General features: G+C 63.8%; 23 protein-coding genes and 3 pseudogenes. 3 read left to right on the top strand and 23 right to left on the bottom strand.

What is annotated here, in order from left to right:
• Positions 1 to 12: 12 nt before the first annotated feature.
• Genes trbJ through trbB form a run of 5 tightly spaced genes read right to left on the bottom strand, consistent with a single transcriptional unit; the run spans position 13 to position 4,778 of the window.
• A complete protein-coding gene (trbJ, locus tag QMG56_RS09405) occupies positions 13 to 699 on the bottom strand; it encodes a P-type conjugative transfer protein TrbJ (protein ID WP_281822294.1) in 687 nt (228 codons plus the stop codon).
• Complete coding sequence (gene trbE, locus QMG56_RS09400; RefSeq protein WP_281822293.1) at positions 696 to 3,191, bottom strand: conjugal transfer protein TrbE; 2,496 nt, start codon at positions 3,189 to 3,191, stop codon at positions 696 to 698. Before trbE ends, trbJ begins: the two co-directional genes overlap by 4 nt.
• A complete protein-coding gene (locus QMG56_RS09395; RefSeq protein WP_281822292.1) occupies positions 3,188 to 3,457 on the bottom strand; it encodes a VirB3 family type IV secretion system protein in 270 nt (89 codons plus the stop codon). The genes trbE and QMG56_RS09395 overlap by 4 nt, the downstream gene beginning before the upstream one ends.
• Positions 3,457 to 3,792: a TrbC/VirB2 family protein gene (locus tag QMG56_RS09390; protein ID WP_281822291.1), complete on the bottom strand. Its 336-nt coding sequence runs from the start codon at positions 3,790 to 3,792 to the stop codon at positions 3,457 to 3,459. The genes QMG56_RS09395 and QMG56_RS09390 overlap by 1 nt, the downstream gene beginning before the upstream one ends.
• On the bottom strand, positions 3,789 to 4,778 hold the full coding sequence (gene trbB, locus QMG56_RS09385; protein WP_281822290.1) for a P-type conjugative transfer ATPase TrbB: 990 nt from the start codon (positions 4,776 to 4,778) through the stop codon (positions 3,789 to 3,791). Before trbB ends, QMG56_RS09390 begins: the two co-directional genes overlap by 4 nt.
• A gap of 235 nt (positions 4,779 to 5,013) precedes the next feature.
• Between trbB and QMG56_RS09380 the strand changes: the two genes are divergently transcribed.
• The gene (locus tag QMG56_RS09380; protein WP_281822289.1) at positions 5,014 to 5,445 is read left to right on the top strand and encodes an antitoxin Xre/MbcA/ParS toxin-binding domain-containing protein; all 432 of its coding nucleotides are present in this window, start codon (positions 5,014 to 5,016) and stop codon (positions 5,443 to 5,445) included.
• Positions 5,442 to 5,879: an RES family NAD+ phosphorylase gene (locus QMG56_RS09375; RefSeq protein ID WP_281822288.1), complete on the top strand. Its 438-nt coding sequence runs from the start codon at positions 5,442 to 5,444 to the stop codon at positions 5,877 to 5,879. The genes QMG56_RS09380 and QMG56_RS09375 overlap by 4 nt, the downstream gene beginning before the upstream one ends.
• On the opposite strand, the gene QMG56_RS09370 is transcribed toward QMG56_RS09375, so the two are convergent.
• The 15 genes and pseudogenes from QMG56_RS09370 to QMG56_RS09305 form a co-directional block, all read right to left on the bottom strand.
• On the bottom strand, positions 5,876 to 6,307 hold the full coding sequence (locus tag QMG56_RS09370) for a CopG family transcriptional regulator (RefSeq protein ID WP_281822287.1): 432 nt from the start codon (positions 6,305 to 6,307) through the stop codon (positions 5,876 to 5,878). The two genes, QMG56_RS09375 and QMG56_RS09370, sit on opposite strands and share 4 nt — an antisense overlap.
• Before the next feature lie 2 nt (positions 6,308 to 6,309).
• Positions 6,310 to 8,307: a conjugal transfer protein TraG gene (locus QMG56_RS09365; protein ID WP_281822286.1), complete on the bottom strand. Its 1,998-nt coding sequence runs from the start codon at positions 8,305 to 8,307 to the stop codon at positions 6,310 to 6,312.
• A 31-nt stretch (positions 8,308 to 8,338) separates the two neighbouring features.
• On the bottom strand, positions 8,339 to 10,078 hold the full coding sequence (locus QMG56_RS09360) for a DUF3363 domain-containing protein (protein ID WP_281822285.1): 1,740 nt from the start codon (positions 10,076 to 10,078) through the stop codon (positions 8,339 to 8,341).
• 241 nt (positions 10,079 to 10,319) lie between these two features.
• The gene (locus QMG56_RS09355; protein ID WP_281822284.1) at positions 10,320 to 11,006 is read right to left on the bottom strand and encodes a lytic transglycosylase domain-containing protein; all 687 of its coding nucleotides are present in this window, start codon (positions 11,004 to 11,006) and stop codon (positions 10,320 to 10,322) included.
• The gene (locus QMG56_RS09350) at positions 11,003 to 11,344 is read right to left on the bottom strand and encodes a DUF736 domain-containing protein (RefSeq protein WP_281822283.1); all 342 of its coding nucleotides are present in this window, start codon (positions 11,342 to 11,344) and stop codon (positions 11,003 to 11,005) included. The genes QMG56_RS09355 and QMG56_RS09350 overlap by 4 nt, the downstream gene beginning before the upstream one ends.
• A gap of 22 nt (positions 11,345 to 11,366) precedes the next feature.
• A complete protein-coding gene (locus tag QMG56_RS09345; protein ID WP_281822282.1) occupies positions 11,367 to 11,921 on the bottom strand; it encodes a S26 family signal peptidase in 555 nt (184 codons plus the stop codon).
• Positions 11,918 to 12,436 carry a DUF2840 domain-containing protein gene (locus tag QMG56_RS09340; RefSeq protein ID WP_281822281.1) on the bottom strand — a complete coding sequence of 173 codons (519 nt, stop codon included), beginning with the start codon at positions 12,434 to 12,436 and terminating at the stop codon, positions 11,918 to 11,920. The genes QMG56_RS09345 and QMG56_RS09340 overlap by 4 nt, the downstream gene beginning before the upstream one ends.
• A gap of 208 nt (positions 12,437 to 12,644) precedes the next feature.
• Positions 12,645 to 13,541, bottom strand: coding sequence for a replication initiator protein A (locus tag QMG56_RS09335; protein ID WP_375713669.1), 897 nt, complete (start codon positions 13,539 to 13,541; stop codon positions 12,645 to 12,647).
• A gap of 4 nt (positions 13,542 to 13,545) precedes the next feature.
• The gene (locus QMG56_RS09330; RefSeq protein ID WP_281822280.1) at positions 13,546 to 13,809 is read right to left on the bottom strand and encodes an AlpA family transcriptional regulator; all 264 of its coding nucleotides are present in this window, start codon (positions 13,807 to 13,809) and stop codon (positions 13,546 to 13,548) included.
• Positions 13,810 to 13,933: 124 nt separating this feature from the next.
• Positions 13,934 to 14,311: a DUF2285 domain-containing protein gene (locus QMG56_RS09325; protein ID WP_375713674.1), complete on the bottom strand. Its 378-nt coding sequence runs from the start codon at positions 14,309 to 14,311 to the stop codon at positions 13,934 to 13,936.
• Positions 14,306 to 14,449 (bottom strand): annotated as a pseudogene (locus QMG56_RS23430) (DUF7012 domain-containing protein); the annotation flags it as partial. The pseudogene QMG56_RS23430 and the gene QMG56_RS09325, both read right to left, overlap by 6 nt.
• 61 nt (positions 14,450 to 14,510) lie before the next feature.
• Positions 14,511 to 14,708, bottom strand: coding sequence for a transcriptional regulator domain-containing protein (locus QMG56_RS09320; protein ID WP_281822278.1), 198 nt, complete (start codon positions 14,706 to 14,708; stop codon positions 14,511 to 14,513).
• Positions 14,709 to 14,843: 135 nt separating this feature from the next.
• Positions 14,844 to 15,161, bottom strand: coding sequence for a DUF736 domain-containing protein (locus tag QMG56_RS09315; protein WP_281822277.1), 318 nt, complete (start codon positions 15,159 to 15,161; stop codon positions 14,844 to 14,846).
• Positions 15,162 to 15,489: 328 nt separating this feature from the next.
• The gene (locus tag QMG56_RS09310) at positions 15,490 to 15,933 is read right to left on the bottom strand and encodes a hypothetical protein (RefSeq protein ID WP_281822276.1); all 444 of its coding nucleotides are present in this window, start codon (positions 15,931 to 15,933) and stop codon (positions 15,490 to 15,492) included.
• 162 nt (positions 15,934 to 16,095) lie between these two features.
• Complete coding sequence (locus QMG56_RS09305) at positions 16,096 to 16,416, bottom strand: DUF736 domain-containing protein (protein WP_281822275.1); 321 nt, start codon at positions 16,414 to 16,416, stop codon at positions 16,096 to 16,098.
• Positions 16,417 to 16,619: 203 nt separating this feature from the next.
• Here QMG56_RS09305 and QMG56_RS09300 point away from each other — a divergent pair, with 203 nt between their 5' ends.
• On the top strand, positions 16,620 to 17,039 hold the full coding sequence (locus QMG56_RS09300; RefSeq protein WP_309298552.1) for an HU family DNA-binding protein: 420 nt from the start codon (positions 16,620 to 16,622) through the stop codon (positions 17,037 to 17,039).
• Positions 17,040 to 17,155: 116 nt separating this feature from the next.
• Here the strand turns inward: QMG56_RS09300 and QMG56_RS09295 are convergent, their stop codons facing one another.
• From QMG56_RS09295 to QMG56_RS09285, 3 genes and pseudogenes are all read right to left on the bottom strand, one after another.
• Positions 17,156 to 18,955 carry a ParB/RepB/Spo0J family partition protein gene (locus tag QMG56_RS09295; protein ID WP_281822272.1) on the bottom strand — a complete coding sequence of 600 codons (1,800 nt, stop codon included), beginning with the start codon at positions 18,953 to 18,955 and terminating at the stop codon, positions 17,156 to 17,158.
• Positions 18,956 to 19,056: 101 nt separating this feature from the next.
• Positions 19,057 to 19,468 (bottom strand): annotated as a pseudogene (locus tag QMG56_RS09290) (DUF2958 domain-containing protein).
• Positions 19,465 to 19,785: pseudogene (locus QMG56_RS09285) on the bottom strand (zincin-like metallopeptidase domain-containing protein); the annotation flags it as partial. The pseudogenes QMG56_RS09285 and QMG56_RS09290, both read right to left, overlap by 4 nt.
• Positions 19,786 to 19,928: the final 143 nt, after the last annotated feature.

Here is a 19,928-nt window from a genome sequence, read left to right as displayed (position 1 = left end):
GGACGCTGCATATCAGTTGCCGCGAAACCGACGGAAGCGCTCCCGCGCTTCTGCCTGTACGGCCGCGCTTTGCGCCGAATCCAATGCCTGTGCGCGCCCCTGGGCCGCGATGGCGGCAGTCAGGTCGGCCAGTTGCTGCGACTGGAGAGCAAGCATTTGATTGCCTGCCTGCGCGACCTGGAGCGCGCCTGTTGCCGATTGGCTCGCATTAACCAGCGCCTCTACGCTGGTTTGCACGCCTTCGAGATTGCCGACGACGCCAGCCTGTACGCGCATGGCGTCCTGCAGCGCGCCGACGCTGTCTTCCCATCGTGCATCGGCATTTGCGACCATCTGCGCCGCATCGCCGCGTAGCCCAGCCCCGGTATAGCGGGAGGCGAAGACATTCTGAATATCCTGGACGTCATAGGCTATGCGCTGTGCGCTACCCAGCAGGCGACGCGTCTGCTGGACCTGGTCTTGAAGCGTCGAAAGCGTGGAAAGCGGCAGGCTCGCAAGGTTCTTAGCCTCGTTGAGGAGCGAACTGGCCTGATTCTGGATCTGCTGGATCTGATTGTTGATCTGCTGAAGGGCGCGCGCGGCCTGCAGGACGTTGGAGGCGTAGTTGGTCGGGTCATAGACCACGATTGCATAGGCCGGCGGGGCGAGGCACGTCGCCAGCGGTGCGACAAGGCCACAGAGCGCAAGGTATTTTTTCATAAAAGGGTCTCCTGAACTTGGGCCTCATGGGAAGTGGACGGCTGTTCGGGGTGGGAGGAGGGCAGGATTTCAATGTTGGGCAAAAGATCGGCTGCCCAACCAAGATCATGGTCGGTCAGCCAGCGCGCCGCGAACCGCTCACGTCCTTCGTGGACGAGCGTCTGGGTAATCCGGCGATGATCTGCCTTCGAGGAGGCGGCGGCGAAAGCAAGCGCGACGGCGCCGAGGCCAAGCTCGAACAGACGGTTGCCACGTCGGGACTGGCAATAATAATCGCGCTTGGGCGTCGCACGGCTCAAAATTTCGATCTGCCGGTCGTTGAGCCCGAACCGGCGATAGATAAGGGCTATCTGCGGTTCGATCGCCCGCTCGTTTGGGAGGAACAAGCGTGTCGGGCAGCTTTCGATGATGGCCGGCGCAATGGAGGAGCCGTCGATATCCGCGAGGCTTTGGGTTGCGAAGACGACGCTCGCATTTTTCTTTCGTAGCGTCTTGAGCCATTCGCGTAACTGTCCGGCAAAAGCGGGGTGATCGAGGACAAGCCAGCCCTCATCGATCATGATGAGGGTCGGGCGCCCGTCGAGCCGTCGCGCTATCCTGTGAAAGAGATAGGAGAGGACGGGGGCTGCCGCCGCGGTCCCGACCAATCCCTCAATCTCGAATGCCTGCACGGCGTGTGATCCAAGCCGCTCACTCTCTGCGTCGAGCAAATGGCCCCAGGATCCGCCCTCGCAAAATGGCAAGAGAGCCTGTTTCAGCCGCTGCGTCTGCAACAGCGCTGCGAGGCCAGTCAGAGTGCGCTCGTGCACTGGAGCGGACGACAGGGAGCCCAGCGCGGTCCAGACATGATCCTTGTCGGCAGGGTCGAGCGGAACCCCTTCACCTTCCAGCAGGGCCACAATCCACTGCGCCGCCCAACTGCGCTCGGCTGCATCGTGAACCAGCGCGAGGGGCTGAAGCGCGACCGTGGCGTCAGGCGTGCGCTCGGTATCGAGCGTGCCGCCAAGGTCGTGCCAGTCGCCGCCCATCGCGATCGCCGCCGCACGGATCGATCCGCCAAAATCGAAGGCGAAAACCTGACTGTCCCGATAGCGACGAAACTGCAGGGCCATCATCGCCAGAAGCACCGACTTGCCGGCGCCGGTAGGACCGACGACCAAGCTATGGCCGACGTCTCCGACATGAAGGGTAAAGCGGAACGGGGTCGATCCTTCGGTCTTGCCGTAGAGCAAGGAGGGAGCACCGAGATGATCGTCCCGTTCCGCCCCCGCCCATACAGCTGACAGGGGGATCAGGTGGGCGAGATTGAGCGTGGAAATGGGGGGCTTGCGGACATTGGCGTATACATGCCCGGGGAGGCTGCCGAGCCAGGCCTCAACGGCGTTGACGCGTTCGATAACGCAGGTGAAATCGCGGCCCTGTATGACTTTTTCGACCAGCCGCAACTTGTGCGATGCGCGCGCCGGATCGCGATCCCATACCGTCACACTGGCCGTGACATAAGCGATGCCTGCATGGTCCGCGCCGAGTTCCTGCAAGGCCAGGTCGGCATCCGCCGCCTTGTTGGCGGCGTCATTGTCCATCAGCACCGACTGTTCGTTGGTCATCACTTCCTTGAGGATGGCGGCCAGCGACTTGCGTTTGGCGAACCATTGGCGCCGGATGCGGACCGCCAGACGGGTGGCATCCGTCTTGTCGAGCATGATGGCCCGACTGTTCCAACGATAGGGGAAGGCCTGGGCGTTGAGCTCGTCCAATATGCCCGGGAAGGTCGCGGTCGGGAGACCGGTTATCGTTAGCGTGCGCAGATGATGGTCGCCGAGGCGCGGCTCCAGACCGCCGGTCAGCCCTTCATCAGCGAGCAGCGCGTCGAGATAGGCCGGCGTTTCGGGCACGCGGACACGCTGGTGGCGTGTCGAGACACAGCTGTGAAGATAGGTCAGGCTTTCTGCATCGTCGAGCCAACGCGCTTCGGGCATGAAGCCCTCCAGCAGATGCAGAAGCCGATCTGTCCTGTCGACGAAACTCTTGATCAGCGTCGAAGGCTCCGTCGCACCCCCGGAACGTCCTTCATACAGCCAGCTTTCCGCCCGCGCGCTATCGTCGGCCGGCGGCATCCAGAGCAAGGTCAGATAGTAGCCGCTTTCGAAATGCGCCCCAGCCTCCCGGAATTGCTCACGTCGCTCCAGATCGACCAGCGCTGACACGGGATCGGGGAACAGGCTGTCGGGGTAGGCCGACGCGGGACGACGCTGTGCTTCCACGAAGATGGCCCATCCAGAACCAAGACGACGTAGCGCATTGTTAACCCGCGCCGTTACCGCGACCAGTTCCGCCGGAGTAGAACTGTCGAGATCGGGGCCGCGGAAGCGCGCCGTGCGCTGGAAGGATCCATCCTTGTTAAGAACGATCCCGCGGTCGACCAAAGCCGCCCAAGGTAGGAAATCGGCAAGGCAGGCTGTGCCCGAACGATATTCTTTCAAAGATATCATGGCCGCATCCAGGCAGGATATTTGAGGTGCCGCCGCGCCACATCGACGAACTGGGGATCGCTGCGCGCCGCCCAGACCGAAATCATATGGGCGACAGCCCAGAGCAACAGGCCAACGAGCCACAGCCGCAGCCCCAGCCCGACCGCGCCTGCCAGCGTGCCGTTGAGGATCGCCAGGGATCTAGGCGCACCACCCAGCAATATGGGCTGGATAAGCGCGCGATGTACGGGCGCCCGAAAACCCGGGATGTCGCCAGCGTCGCGCATCAGATCAGCGCTCCGCCGCCGAAGCTGAAGAAGGACAGAAAGAAGCTGGATGCCGCAAAGGCGATCGAGAGGCCGAAGACGATCTGGATAAGGCGCCGGAAACCGCCCGACGTATCGCCGAAAGCGAGGCTGAGGCCGGTGACAATGATGACGATGACAGCGACGATCTTTGCTACTGGGCCCTCGATCGACTCCAGGATGGACTGGAGCGGCGCTTCCCAGGGCATGGAGGATCCACTGGCGCGTGCCGGCGCCGATGCCATCATCAGCGCAAGATATGCCGCGCCGGCAAGACCGTGCACGCGGCGCGCGTTACGACGAATAAAATGAGTCACAATGCTTCTCCTTGGGAAGATGTATGGGGGGACAGGCGATAGTCGCCGGTTGCTTGGTCAATGTCGGCGACACGGGCCAGCTCGGTGAGGCGGCGTCCCGATCCGTCGCGCGCCAGCACAGCGATAAGATCGATGGTCTCGGCGATGAGCGGCCGGGGCACCATGACGACCGCTTCCTGAACCAGTTGCTCCAGGCGGCGCAGGGCTCCCATCGCGGTCCCCGCGTGGATCGTGGCGATGCCGCCAGGATGCCCTGTGCCCCAGGCCTTGAGCAGGTCCAGCGCTTCAGGACCTCGTACCTCACCGATGGGGATACGATCGGGCCGGAGCCGCAGGGCAGAGCGCACCAGATCGCGCAGGGACGCCACGCCGTCCTTGGTCCGCATCGCGACCTTATTTGGCGCGTCGCATTGCAGTTCGCGCATGTCCTCGATCAGTACGACCCGATCTGACGAATGCGCGATCTGCGCCAGCAGCGCGTTGGCCAGCGTCGTTTTTCCGGTACCCGTGCCGCCTGCGATGAGGATATTGCACCGATCATCGACGGCTTGGCGCAGGAGCGCGGCCTGACTCTGGGTGAGGATGCCCGAAGTGACATAATCGTCCAGGGTGAAAACATGACTCGCTGGCTTGCGGATCGCGAATATGGGCGCCTGAACGACGGGCGGGAGGAGACCTTCGAACCGTTCACCCGTTGTCGGAAGTTCGGCTGAAACCCGTGGCGCTGCGGCGTGAACGTCTGCCCCGACATGGTGGGCGACAAGACGGATGATCCGCTCTCCATCCGCAGGTGAGAGACACGCACCGCCTTGGGCCATGCCCTCGCCCAACCGGTCGATCCAGAGTCGGCCATCCGGGTTCAGCATGATTTCGATAATGAGAGGGTCGCTCAGCCACCGCGCGATGTCGGCACCCATCGCCGTTCGGAGCATCCGAGCACTGCGGGGCAAGGTTTCGATCGGTGCGACAGTGGCGGACATCGACATTCCCATAAGGCGCCGGACGGGTCTACCGGCTGATGGGAATGAGTAAGAGACGCAGAAAATCACTGGCTTCAACCATTGTTTTCGAAGTGGAAAGTCTGGCGTAGAAAGACAGGCGGTGGCGTAGCCACCCTGATGAACGCCCAGTGTGCAGGAGCCTCAAAAGCTTGCCGAGGATGCGAATCACGTCTATATCTACAAAATGCCGAATAATGATCGGCATTTTGTGAGGTCGGTTATGACGGCAATGACGCGAATACAGGAATTGCTTGGCGGCGAGGCGATGACGGGCCCGTTGCATGACGAGCGTGACATCGTGCGCCTCATCCGCCGCGGTGTTTCGACCCAGTCGGTCGATCATTTTCTCAGCATGGCAGGTCTGAGCTTCAACATGCTTGATCCAACGGTGCTCAATCTGCGCACCTTCCGCCGCCGACAGAAGAACGCCCAGCCGCTTGAACTGGACGAATCGGATCGGCTCCTGCGTCTGGTTGGGATTGTTGCGGCTGCTGAGGAGACCTTCGGCAATGCGCAGAAGGCGCAGACCTGGCTTCATCGGGACAACCGGGCGCTCGACGGAGAGACCCCTCTGGCCATGGTGGATACGGATAGGGGCGTACGGGCGGTCGAGGCTCTACTTGGGCGGATTGCGCACGGCATTGCCGCGTGATTCTCTACCGATTGTGCAAGGCAGCGCATGTCGCGCTCGACGGTGAAGGCGCGCGCCTGTGGGGCGGACGATGGAATTCAGCCGGAATGCCGATGGTCTATGCGGCAGCGACACCCAGCCTTGCTGTCCTCGAGGTGCTCGTCCACCTCGATCTGCCCGCCGAATTGCTGCCCGATGACCTGCGGTTGCTGACAATCGAGGTTCCCGATGACATCGCCCCGTTCCGGCTCGATGGCGCGCCCCGGGATGACGCCGGCTGCATCGAGGCTGGAGACCGATTTCTTGCGTCCGGTGAGGCGTTAGTGATGCTCGTGCGCAGCGTTGTGGTGCCGCAGGAGTGGAACGCGCTTATCAATGTTCGTCATCCCGACATGGTGCGCGTGGCCGTCCGAAGGGAAGAGTCATTCAGGCTCGATCCCCGGCTTCTCGGCTAGCCATCCTTATCCGCGGCCGCCCTCGCTGCCACGTCCTGGGAGATTTCCGCGCCGAGCCTCGTACCGCGTTCCATCTTTCGCATGAGCGACTGGACGAAACCATCCCATCGCTTGCGTCCCATCGCCTTCGTCTCCGGGGCGTTTGCGTCGGGCAGGGGCACGCTATGGATCAGCCAGAGGCGGACAAACAGCGCAAGCGTTTCGGTGGTGAGATCGACATTCCATGCGAGGCGATCATATTGGCGGGCCATGCGATCGAGGCGACGGGCAAAAGCCGCTTCGAGCCGCTCCGGGCCATCGGGCGACAGGAAAGATTGGAGCGCGGCTTCGACGACCGCTGTCTGTGAGACTCGTTTGGCGCGGGCATGGTCTCCGAGCTGGCGCAGAAGGTCGGGCGGCAAACGCACGGTGAACTTTGTGCGGGACATAGTCACAGTGCGATGCCGTCGTCAGGATCCAGCGATGCGTTGCGCGCATTGCGGGTCATGATCCGGTCAGCCGCCCGTCGCGCCGCGACGGCATCCTCCTCACTGTCATCCAGATCGAAATCGAACTCTGGTCGCGATGGAGACGGCGCGATATCCTCATGCTCTCCCAGTTCGGGCTCCTGTCTGATGCCGGCGTTCGCGTCATTGCTTTCGTTCTCGCTCCCGCATTCTTCAGCGGAAGGCGCGGCCGGCTCGATCGACGGTGCCACCCCTGGCAAGGTGGACCAGTCGTCGGCTGGTCGCGGGTTCGGTGCCGTCAGGCCGGTGTCAGGCGGAGAGAGTACGCGCGCGCGCAGTTGGGGATCGGCGAAGTAGCGCGCCTTGCTCGCCCGGATCGGCGCGAGCCCGGACACCATGACGATCTCCTGGTCTGCAGGAAGTTGCATGATCTCGCCTGGCGTCAGCAACGGCCGGGGCGTTTCGCTGCGCGATACCATGAGATGCCCGAGCCATGGGGACAGGCGATGCCCGGCGTAATTCTTCATGGCGCGCATTTCGGTAGCTGTACCAAGGGCATCCGACACGCGCCGCGCCGTGCGCTCATCGTTGGTCGCGAAGCTGACGCGCACATGGCAATTGTCGAGAATCGCATTGCTCTGGCCATAGGCCTTCTCGATCTGGTTGAGGCTTTGCGCGATCAGGAACGCCTTGAGGCCATAGCCTGCCATGAACGCCAGCGCGCTCTCGAAGAAATCGAGCCGTCCGAGCGCTGGAAATTCATCAAGCATCAAAAGAAGCCTCCGGCGCTGACCCGACGGGTTCAGCTCCTCTGTAAGCCGTCGGCCGATCTGGTTGAGGATCAGCCGGATGAGCGGTTTGGTGCGGCTGATGTCGGACGGAGGCACGACAAGATACAGCGTGACCGCGCGCGGTCCGCTGATGAGATCGGCGATCCGCCATTCGCAGGCGCGGGTGACCCGCGCCACCACGGGGTCACGATAGAGACCTAGAAAGCTCATCGCCGTGCTGAGCACGCCCGATCGTTCGTTCTCTGACTTGTTCAACAGCTCCCGCGCGGCGGACGCCACCACCGGATGTACGCCCGCCTTGCCCAGATGCGCCGTGGTCATCATTGCGCGCAGCGTGGTCTCGATCGGTCGGCGCGGATCGGAAAGAAAGGCCGCAACGCCAGCCAGCGTCTTGTCGGGTTCGGCATAAAGAACATGGAGGATCGCGCCGACCAGCAAGGCGTGGCTCGTTTTTTCCCAGTGGTTGCGCTTTTCGAGGCTGCCTTCCGGATCGACAAGGACATCGGCGACATTCTGCACGTCGCGCACTTCCCACTCGCCGCGACGGACCTCCAGCAACGGATTATAGGCGGCTGACGCCGGGTTGGTCGGATCGAAAAGCAGGACGCGGCCATGGCGGGCGCGAAAGCCTGCGGTCAGCTCCCAATTCTCGCCCTTGATGTCATGGACGATGCAGCTGTCCGGCCAGGCCAGCAAGCTAGGCACCACCAGGCCCACACCCTTGCCCGACCGCGTCGGCGCAAAACACAGCACATGCTCGGGCCCGTCGTGCCTAAGATAGCGCGCGCCGAAGCGACCGAGCACGACGCCTCGGTCGGCAAGCAGGCCGGCCTTGCGGATCTCGGCGGCTTCCGCCCAGCGCGCCGACCCATAGGTCTGCGCCGTCCGCGCTTCGCGCGCGCGCCAGACGGACAAAGCGATCGCTACGATGACGGCGAGGAAGCCGCCCGACGCCGCGATCGTCGCGCCTTTGCTGAAGATATCGGGTGCATAGGCATCATAGCTGAACCACCACCAGAAAAAGGCGGGCGGCGGATAGACCGGCCAACCGCCGATCAGGAACCAGGGTTGTCCGAGTGCCGCCTGGTAGCCCAGCGCATGGGCTGTCCATTGGGTGGCGCCCCAGACGCACAGCAGAACCATTAGGCTCACCAGCATGATCTGGCCCCATAATATGCGGGTGGCGTTCATGATCGTTTCCTTCCTGCGCTGCGTTGATGGATCATCGCCCAAGGCCTCGACCGCGGCCGAAGGACCAGTCGACCTGCCCCGTTAGCCCCATCGTGCCCGTGACGTGGCGACCAAGCTGTGCGTCCAGCGCGGGGCGCCAGGGAACCAGCTGGAACCCAAGGCCATCGTCGATCATCGCGAACCGACCCGAGGCAAGCGTCACGCGTTCGCGATAGACGCCGCTGACATGCTCGCCGGCCTCAGCCGCATGCCGTGGCAGCCCGGTGCGCGCGGCGATGGCGGCGCTCGCCGTCTCGATCTCGCCAGTGCGCAACCGCTCTATGAGGCCAGGCGACGGAACGACCCGCCCGCCCTTCCGTGTAGCAAGGCCAAGATGTTCGAGATGTCGCGCCCGCGCCCGCATCGCGTCTCGCACCTCCCGGCCGAAGCCACGACCCGTTGCTACCGGATCCTGGGTGATGAGTTGCCGGTCGAGCCAGGTAGCGCCGGGCGCCCCGATCTGCGCCTCGATCGACAGGTCTGACCGGGTGGCGAGCGCGGAATGATGCTTGCCGCCCTGATCGCGCCAGCTGCGCAATTCGACGATGGCGCCCGGCAGTGCATCGCCGGTCCTGTCCATGTCGCTAAACGTCAGATGATGGAGATGGCCGTCGGTGCCATCGATCACGACATAGGCGCTGCCTGCCAGTTCGTCGTGAAGGCCGCGCGACACCAGACGGCCAATCACCGGATCGGCGGGTGGCGTGGTGTGAAGGGCGAAACGTTCCGGATCGCACGACCGCCCATCGGCAAGCATCGCGCGATGCATGGTCTTAATGATGTCGGTGCGGATCGAGAGGTTGTGCAGGGTCTGCTCAGCCGCATCGCTTAATGACCATTGGCCCGGCCCGAGCGGCTCGGCCAGTCCGAGCCGTTCAAGCGTGGCCATTCGGCCCAGCAGCCTGCGCTGGCTATCGGGATCGGGGTCAAGGGTCGGGCGAAGATCGACCGCGCCATCGTCGGCAAGACGACGAAGTGTCCTGTCGAGGCTGGTCACCCGTTCGGCATCGATCTCCCGATCAAGCGCCGAATGGATGTCCCGTTCGTTGCGTGGCCCCAGCTCGATGGTCGCAAGGTCCTCTGCGCGTGCGCGTAGGCCTTCGCGCACATAGTCGCGGTCGATGACGAGATCCTCACCCTTATCGTCACTTCCGCGCAGCAGGATATGGATATGGGGGTTGTCGGTATTCCAATGATCGACCGCGACCCAGTCCAGGCATGTGCCGAGATCTTGGGCGATGTCGCGCATCAGGTCGCGCGTGTAGCCGCGCAGGTTTTCCATCTCGCTGGCATCTTCCGGGCTGACGATGAACCGGAAATGATGGCGATCGTCGGCACAACGCGCGGAGAACCGCTCGCCGTCCGCCGTGTCGGTATCGGCATCGAACAGCTGCGCATTTTCGCCGTCGCGGGTGACGCCGTCGCGGCGAAGATACGCAACATGGCGCGCAAGCGGCGCTGCGCGGAACTGCGCACCCTTGTGCCGGACGACGCGGGCCTTGACGACGACCCGGCGCTTTGTCGGATCGCCGCGCAACCGCAGCCGCGCAATCCTGCCCCGGCCGCGGCGGCCGGTGCCTCTGGCAGCCGATGCGGCCCGCCGCGTGAAACCGGCTTTCGCCGCCGCGCGCTTGACCTGCGCTGCAAGACGCGGGGAGGGTCCGTCCGCCCGTTGACCCCGATCCCTGGATTTGCCGGGCTGGACCGCGAAGTCATCATCGGCGCCCGTCATTGCGGCGGCTTTCTCGGCGTTGCCAGACGGCAGGCCGCTGATTTCGCGGGATAATGGACAATAGGCGCCATACGGCGTCTTTGCGGGCCGTACGAATTAAACCTGTCTTGCCAACCACATAGGTGCCGATGTCCGGCGCCGCTTTTATCTCGCCATCCTCCATTGGCACCTTCTTCCCCCAATTGGCGCGGACCCAATTGCGACACCTGATGCCCGCTAAAATCGAAAAGGTTGCTGTGGGTCATGGCACGGGCCTGCTGGCAACGGGCACGAAGAGCGCGGGTGCAACCGTGGGGGCCGCGCGTTCGCTTTGCGGCACCTCGCTTGTCTGGCCGTCGGATATGGCCATAGCTGCACGATCGGCAGGCGCGACAGAACGCGCCGCAAAAAGCCCGCCCGTCCGCCAGTCGAGCACCGGCCGGGCTGGTGGTGCCTGAACGGTCAGAGCGTGGTCACGCATCAGCCGCGCAACATAGGTCCGGGTTTCCGACGGTAAGGCGCGGCCTGTCGTGCGGTAGCGGTCGACGCGGCCGGGGCCGGCATTATAGGCAGCGAGCGCGAGCGGGAGCTCGCCGTAGCGATCGAGCATCTCGCGCAGATATGCCGCGCCCGCGAGGATATTGGCGCGCGGGTCGAACGGATTTGATCCAAGGGCGTACCGGGCCGTTAGCATCGACCAGGTTGCAGGCATGATCTGCATCAGGCCCATCGCACCGACGGGAGACAACGCCGCTGGATCGTTGCCGCTCTCCGCCTTCATGACGGCCGATATCAGAGCATGCGGAAGGGCGAAGCGCTGCCCGGCTTCGGCCACCAAATCGGCACGCGATTGCGCGATCGCCGGGGGGACGATGCCACCGGCCAGCGCGCACCAAATCATGCACATCGGTACGCGGACATGTTGCCACAGCGCATGACCTTTCGTCATGGCCGGTCCTCCTTGCTGCGGACCGACCGGCGTGACCAGAGCAGCACAAATGTCGCAGGATCGCTGTCTGACTGCAGCAGACTGGCGCGCAGCGGGCGCGGCCATGTCGGGCAATCGAGTTGCAGGACAATGTAGGCGCCAGCCGCCGCGCTCTCCTGCGACCACCCCGCGCCAATGTCGGATCGCGCTTCGCCGTCGGCGAGCACGACGCGCCAGTCCGGTGCTTTGAGTGTCGGCTTTCTGTCGACTGGCAGTATCCTGACCGCGACGTCGAGGGACAGGGTGCGCAGATGCCCGGCATAGCCGTCTGCGACTTTTTCGAAGGTACCGATGTGCATGGTTCGTCTCCTAAGGCGGAAGTCAGGATAAAGGCCCGTGCCAGCGCAGCGGCGCGTTAGCAGTCTCGCGGGTGAGGATAGGCGTCGCCATGCCGATCAGGCTGCGCGCGGAGACGGGTCCGAAATAGCGGCCGTCGAAACTGTCCGGCGCGGCATTGAGCAGGAACATTTCGCCCGATTGGAGCGTCCGGCAACCGCACCATATCGGCAGGGCCCGTCCGCGCTGGTCCTGCACGCGGGCGATCGCGGCCTGCCTGCCATTGATCGTGATGGTCAGCCCCGTGCGGCAAACGCGCGCGCCAGCTGTGGCAGCTATTTTTTTGAGCAGCGGCGTGCCTTCGGCCAGATAATGCCGTTTCGCCATGAGCCGTGAAATGGCAGGCGGCGGCATGATGGCGGCGAACCGGCCGGGGGTCGGAGACGCGCCGGGATGGATCCGATAGAGTCCGATCGGCGCGCTCGCGCTGGCGTTCCAGAGCAGACGCGGCTGCGGCTGGAAGGTGACGACCAGCAGGAACAGGAGCGAAAACACCGCAGCGGCAAGCGTCGTCGCAAGACAATAGCCCAGGCTTGTCACAGTCCGAGCGCCTTGCGCTTGCGCCAGGCTTCGTGCCGTTCGACCGTATAGGATCGCGGGCTCTCCCCAGCGGATATCCGGTTGGCGACGTGACGCCAATGATCGGGCGCGGCGTCGCACGGATCGACGCCGGTGGCCTCCACGGCATCAATGGCCGCAAGCACCTTGGCGACCTTCGGCCATCCCTCCATGCTGAGGCAGAGGTCCCCGCCCGGCCGTACGAACGGAGCCGTGCTGAAGGTTTCGCCGATACGAACGGTGCGCAGGATATCGATACGCGAATGGACTGTTCCATAGTCGCTCGATGCCCAGCGGACGAAGGCAATCATGCTGTCTGGCAGAAAGGACAAGGTGCGACTGCGGCGCGACAGGATGCGTTCCTGCGCTACGCGGCCGAAGCGTATCCAATGTTCAAGCCGCCCTTCGATCCAGATCAGTTCGATATCCGTGCGATCGTGGGGCAAAGCGGTAAGCGCATGCGCCGGCAAGGGCGCTGATGGCGTCGCGTGCGTCATAGGAGGTCTCCGAAAAAGGCGGATCGGCGAGCAGCCGCGCGCGTTAGGCAGAATCCGAAGGATTCTTTACTATTAGCACCGTTAGAGAGACGGCGATTCTGCGAGCAATTCCAAGGGACTAAACGACATTTTGGTTCCCGATAGGACGATGTCGCGGTTCCTGATCGGACGAGTCCGCCGGTTCCCGATAGGACGTGTCGTGGGCCTCTCATCGGGCAGACTTCAACCGGACGCGACGCGTCGCGACCATGAAGGGATCGATCGGCTCGGGCGCGAAGTTCAGCCGTTCGCGGCCAAGGCTGCGGTCGATCTCAAGGACATATCCGGGAATGGCCTGTCGCCGGACGATGTCGCGCAGATCGAAGGCGAAGCGTTTGAGCGGCGACATCACGGCGGACTTCTTATGGAGATGCGCGACATCGAAACTCCAGCCGCCAACTTGCCGGCCGCCATGCTTGCGCACGACGCGGTAGAGCCAGCGCTCCAGGCCTCCGGTCAGACGAAAATAGGCTGGATCGATGGTAAGGATGAGACCGCTGTCCAAGACGCCGGCATAGAACCAGTCGGCCAGGATCAATTCGATGCCCAGGGGCCGCCCACTGGCGTCCAGGCGCTCCTTCCATTCGCTGATCCAGGAGAAGCGGTGGCGCCTTCGCTGGTGCTGCTGGCGGATGGACGTAGCGACCGTGGTGGATTGCAACCGGTCCAGCGCTGCCTTCAGCCGGTCGTAATTGTCGCGCCCCGTTCCGCGACCGAGATAGGTCAGGATTTCATGCGGCGTCGTCGCTATAAGGCGCGATGTGGCGCAGCCCGCGTCCCGAGCCTCGACGATCTGGCTGGCAGCCCAGATCAGGATGTCGGCGTCCCAGATGGTAGCCATGCCATGTTCGGGAACCGCCTCGACCGAGATCCAGGTCTCACCCATCTTAAATGCGATCGGTGCGGTCCGGGGGGATTTGGCGAGGCTGAAAAAAGGCCAGGTCATGAGATCCTGCGCGTCGCGCGGGGCGATGTCACCGCGCACTGATCGGAACAGCTCAAGCTGCGTGCCGTCGGCGGCGGCGCGGATGGCAGTGCGTTTGGGGGGGGAGCGGTCCTGCATCATGACGTCAGCGCCGCACCGGACCGTCAATCCGGCGGGCAGGCAGACAGACGCCCATGCCCGGATCGGACGTCGAGCGCCGAAGCCCCAGTGCGGCCCATCTGTCGAGCGCGTCGATCGAATAGACGACGCGCCCGCCAAGCTTGTGGAACAGAGGACCGGTCCCGTAGCAGCGATGCTTTTCGAGCGTCCTGGGACTAAGGCCCAGTCGTACGGCGGCGTCGGGTGTGGTGAGATAATATGGCGTCACGCGGGCATCTGGCACGTTCATGGGCGGGCTCCTTCGACTGCGGGACGGCGTTGGACAGGCGCCGGACCCTTGCCGAGAAGAATGGCGAAGCCGGGCAGGGAGGGTGGAGCGGCTATTGTGCACGACTGGTTTTTGTCGCACCGCTTCAGCCGCGCAGCAGCCGACGATATCCCCCCCGCATCAGCGCTATCGCTTCGTCGATCAGGCGCTGGGTACGGCGACGTTCGGAGGAGGATTTCCATTCATCACCGCGTCCTATGCGCAGTCCTCTGTAGACATGGCGGCGGGCGATTTCGTGGGTCGTCATCCGGCCGCCTTCGTGACCCAGAACGGCATCCAGTATGTCGAGCAGCATCGAGAGGCGCTGCCGCTGAAAGGCGGTCGGCTGGAGGCCCGACAGGGGCCGCATCGGCGGCGCGCCGGTCAGGCGGCGGTCGAGCCGGCGCATGACATTCTGCCGCAGTTCGATCGCGTCGTCGCGCACGATCACATAAGCGAGCGGACTACCGGAGCCACCCCGCACCCACAGGCGATGGGGTCCGTCGATATCGCCCAGCACCATATGCCGGCCGCTCTCCAGCTTCTGATCGACAAGAATATCGGGCCAGGCATCGACATCGATCGGCTTGGCGGCCCAGCCAGCGTCTGGCGCACCGTCGAGGACGACGGTCGCCGCCGCTTGGGACGCGAGCCAGAGCGCCGGATGCGTGGCGGCGAACGCGTCAGGCGCGCATGGGAAAGCTCAGACCCCAGGGGCGGGCCATCACCTCCCGCGCGTGCGTCCCGCCCTCGCGGGCAGACTGGCGCGTGACCTTGCGATAGTCCGATCGGTAGCGCGGATTGCGCCGCAAAAACTCCTGCGCGAAACCGGGAAGATCAAGCTGACGCCGCGCTTCGTCTCCTGTTTCGCCTTTCGCCATGCGCGGCCCCCGTCCCTGTGGAGGGCCAGCTTGACGGTCGAGTCCCAGGCCGACCATTCTATCAATTGGGGGGCGTCCTCCCCCGAAAAGGGGAGCCATCGCGCTGCCGCTGGGGTAGCGCGATGGCCTGCTGCGTCAGTCCGCGGTGCGGCGAACGGGGCGGCTCCAGACGAGATCATGCTCGCCATTTTCGCCTTCGAAGAGCTGGGCAAAGATCGGTGCGACGAAGCTGGGATCGTCCAGTTTGACCGACAGATAGGGGCGGTCGTCGTTCGAGCGCTTCACCCAGGCGGCACCGACCTCGATATCACCGACATGCACGCGGTGCGTTGGCGCATTGCCGGTCGCGTTGCTGTCCTCGACAATCCGGACTGACTTGGCCTGGACGCTGAGCGTGGTGATCTGGCCCCGATATTCGCCCGAAACCTTCTTGAAGCTGCCAATCTTCGTCATGATACATTCCTTCCTTTGTCTCGAGCCGCGCCATTGCGGCCTCGATGCGCACGGAAGGGCAGCGGGTGACCGGCTGTGCAGCCGCAGGCCTGCAACGCATGTGGAGGACGGCGCGGGCGCCGTTTCTTGTTCCGCGAGGAGCGGCGGCACGCCGCGGGGAAGAAACTGCGACCGCGCCGTTGCAGCAAGCCGGGCTAGCGATCAGCGATCCCGCTGCCAGTTGCGCGTCACCAAGAGGCCGCCATGGTGTGGCTATGGCAAGGACGGATGACAGCCAAGAGGTACGCGACCAAAGTTTCGCGCGGCCCTATTTGGGGAGACCTGCCGATCACTCCGCCCTCCGGTTCAAACCCGCGAGATCGCCGGGGAACTGCCATGACGGGCCAGCTTTTTCCCCCGCCATGACGGCAATGATGATGCCGCCTGACATGCTCAGCAACGACAATGCCGGCCCCGGTGTGAGCATGATACGGCCAATGCTATAGCCCATCTGGTAGCCTGCGACGCCGGCGGGAATGGCAAACAGCAGCATCACGACCAGCCCTGAAACCGGCGAATGCGTCCGTGCGAAGATCCAAGGCCCGCACAACGAGATAGCGAGCCCGGCCATGAACGCGCCAACGATCGCAGGACCCAGGCTGATGCCATGGCCAAGCAACCAGAAGCCGCATCCCACCGCAACGCCGAGCGGAAGCGCATGGAGGGTCAAAGCCATCAGCAGCCAAAGAACATAGAATGCGGCGGCGAGGCCAGCCACGAGCAACAGAGTCATAAGCGTCCTTCCTTGACGGAATAAGGGACGCGCTCCCCACCACCTCCACAGCGCAAACCTGCCCGCAAATTATACGTCGCCGCGCTCGCGGTGAACAGGGAAAATCGACGCCGATGCCGTTGCGCCCCGGTCCGCTCGGAAGCGAGCCGGGGCGCTGGGCGGTCAGGACGGCGCATTCCAGATGATGACCTTCTTGGCTGGATCGCCGCCCGGCGCGTTGGCGATGGTGCCGTAAATCGTACCGAATTCGGGCGCCGAGAGGACGACGGACACATATTCAGCGCCTGTGCGCCTGGAGAATTTCTTCCAGCCTGCCCCCAGTTCGAAGCCGTTTTTGCGGCTGAAGATGCGATAGTCGGGTTCGGATTCCTTCGCCTTCTCGGCATTGGGAACAAGGGAGATCGGCGCACTGATCGTCAGTGTCGTGAGTGTGCCTTCGAAACTGTCACCCTTTACGGTGAGGTGCGCGACGGTGGTGGCCATAATGCTAATCTCCTTGGTTGATCGGGGACCGTCCCCGATGTCCTAGCCCAAGGAGAGGCTGACAGCCGACGTCACGGGCGCTCGGCGCCAGGGAACCCCCTTGTGGGGTTGACGGCGAGAGGCGGTCACGCGTCTCCAGCGAAGGACAAGGAGGGGATGGCGACCGACAGACGGGAGTGTGGCCCCGCGCCGTTGCCACCCTTATGTCGGCGACGCATGGATGTATGCGCACGCTGCGACATTCGCCTCCAATTCTCGCCTGGAGGGGCAAGCGGTCCCGTTCGCGCTCGACCCGCAGCAAGATTTTTGGCAGGTGGGCAGTTTGTCGTATATCTCGGGAGGACCCTATGACCGGAAATGAACTCGTCGAAGCTGTGGCCGCTCAACAGAATGCCACCAAGGCGGAGGTCAAGCGGATCATCGATGCAGCGCTTGGCGTAATCGCAAACGCCGCCGCCAGGGGCGAGGAGGTATCGATTGCCGGATTTGGGAAGTTCAAAGTGAAGCAGAGCGCGGCGCGCGAGGGCAAGAACCCGCGCACCGGCGATCCGATTACGATCCCGGCATCGCGAAAGGTAGGCTTTCAGCCTGCCAAGGCGCTCAAGGACAAGGTCAACGGCTGAAACCGGCCGACCGCAGGACCGAGCGCGCGCCGCCGCCTGACAGGGCGGTGGCGCGATTTTTTTGCGGTCACCATTATGAAACGCTGGGCAGCGCCGCCGCGCTGCCCATGCGCCTGTCACGCCGCCAGTCGGCTTTCCGGCACCTCAACGTCGTCGGTCAATCCGGACTGCGCGAGCATATCGCGCGCCGCCGCGACCTTGGCGTGGGCCGCGACCGTGCCCACCCCGCCACGCTGCGTGTAGACGGAAGGCGGAAAGGCCATCCAGCGCGGCACCCAGCGATATTTTCTGTCTCGCCCGTTCGTGCCATCGAGACCATCGCGAATGATGGACTTCAATATCTTGGCCTTTTCATGGCCGTTGACGCTGGCCGCCTGCGGATCGACGACATCGGCGACAAGCAGGCCCAATAGTTCCCGGTCACGCAGAAGTTCGAAAAAGGCGGCGTCCGCCTCCCAATAATCAGCCATATCGATGCCGATTTCCGCGCCCACGGCTTCCACCGCCGCGCTGCCGCTGGACAGGGTTTCGCCCATAACCACCGTGACGATATCCATTATGTCGCTATCGCCCAACTGCAGGAGACGCAGGAACAGGCCGGAAACGCAATAGTCATCACCGTTGCCGCCCGTCACATGCGGCTCGTCAGGTGAAAAACCCAGACGCTCGACCGTCTTGCGGCGCACGGCATCGAAACGCGCTTCGCCGACCGCAGTCTCGACGCTTTCGGCAACAAGGTCGTTGCGCGTGGTCCGGGGATCGGGCTGGACCCGCCAGAGCGGCGATCCGACGATGGCATGTGCGACCATCAGCCGCAGTGCCACCTGTGGAAAGCCCGTGAGCGTTGCGCGCACGGCCGCGTGGCGATGCAGATCGATATAGGTTTGCATGGGGCCGGTGATTTCGGGTCGCACGGGTTTCGCGCCGTCCGATAGCGTTTCGCCGCGTTCGAGCCGCGCCGCCTCCTTGCGCGTAACATAACCTTCGTGGAAGCTGACCTCCCCATTGGAGCGTATCTCGATATAGACCCTGCCACCTTTCCGCTTGGGGGCCTTCTCATACTCCCAGCTATGGAAGCGCTCGGTGGGCGGCACGATCACAGCGTCGGCCCATCCTGCCTCCAGATAGTCAGCGCGCCGTGCCTCTACTACGGCATTCTGCGCAGTCCAGAATTGCTCAGTATCGGCGAAGTAGCTGTCCTCGCCGAAAAGGTCGGTAGTGATCTGACCGCCATAGGTCGCGACATCGAACAAGGCGTGGCGGGTCGCGATGGACTGGCCGCCAAACAGCCATGCCTTCAACTGATGGCCGGTGGGCGCATAGGCTTGCGCATCGTCATAAAGCGCCAGCCACGCGCGCTGCTGGCTTTTACTGGCGATGGTGAGGTGGCGTATGGTGGTCCGGTCGATCTCCTGCGCCCCATAGAGTGCGCGGATACGGGGCAACAGGTTGCCGAGCGCGAGAACACGCCGCACGGTAAGTTCGGGCAGGCCGAAAGTGGCGGAAATATCCGCTACGTCCCTGCCTTCCTTCACCAGCCGTACGAAGCTTGCCCATTGGGTGACCTCGTCGGGATCGAGCCGTCCAAGATTTTCGATCAACGATGCCTCGACCGCTGCTGCATCGTCATCCGCCTCGATGATGGCGCAGGGTAGGAGCGCGACACCGGCGTCGGTTTCCGCATCGCCTGACTCCATGCGTTCGCCCGCTACGATCAGCGCGGCATGATAGCGCCGCGCGCCTGCGAGAATTTCATAATGGTCGGGCAGGGCATTGGGCCGGACCACCAGAGTCTGGATGATGCCGCGCTTGCGGACGGTCGGCAGGATGTCCGACACGTCCGGCGCCTTTCTGGCGTAACGCATGTTCGCCTTGCTGACGCAAAGCTTGTCGAGCGGAATAAATTCGAGTTTCATGGGTAGCACTCCATCGTGAGGGCCGGTCCGTCGGTCTTTGGCTAGGTAGGCGGACCGGTTTAGGGATGCGGCGTCACGCGCCGCGCGTCATCCGCGCACCCCTATGAGGGCACGGGAAGGTCGGTCCGGCCAGCTCCGGGCGTAGCGCGCAAAAGTTGCTCGGCAGCGATGATCGACCCGGTTTGCCGCGCGGCCTGCGCCCAGCGCGACAGCGGGTGCGATGTCGCAAAACCAAGGTCGCGCTCGATCGCCAAGCCAAAGGGCAGATGCACCCCTTCGATCTCGCGCAGCGAAAAGGTGCCTTTCGGGACAGCCAAAACCCAGATCGGCAAGGCCGAAAAGCGTATCGCCATCGGTGTAGAGTTCGCTGGCTATCCACGTCGCGGCCCCGATGGGATTGAAGAATTTGACGACCGGGGCAGGATCGAGCATGCGCGCCTCCCGTTCGGCGGCGATGGCCATGATGGCGTTGGCGCGCAGCGCATAGCGCAGGTCCGCGGTGAGGAGGTTCATGCGGCGATGCTCCCCATCCCGAGCATCGCCATGCGGTCGGCATAGGCCTGACCATGCCTCGCAAGCAGCCATTCGGATGCTTTGCTGGCGGCGCTTGCCGCCCGGAAGATGGCGCGGCTGTCCTCGCGCAGCACCTCCAGCCAAGAGGCGATATAGTCGGCATGGCGCACGGTCGGCACGATACCCAGCGCTGCGCACAGGAACGCCGAACCCATTTCAGCGATCAGTTCCTCGCGGGCATAATCCTTGGTCCCAAACTGCGTCACCAGCTTACGGTCCAGCCGGGTGGAATGGCCGGTCGCGTGGGTCAATTCGTGGTAGGTCCCATCCATAACGTGTCCTTTCTGTCCTCTTCTGCCAATCAAGCAGGACACATGATCCGAGCCCCCTCTTCTCTGCCGGACAGGGAGGGCCCGAGGGCCCTCCCTGTCCGGTCGCAATCGTGGAGTGGGTATGGCGC

It is taken from the genome of Sphingobium sp. BS19 (assembly GCF_027925545.1).
Lineage (GTDB): Bacteria > Pseudomonadota > Alphaproteobacteria > Sphingomonadales > Sphingomonadaceae > Sphingobium.
Note: the sequence above shows the minus strand (reverse complement) of the source record. Positions and strands in the feature narration are given on the sequence as shown.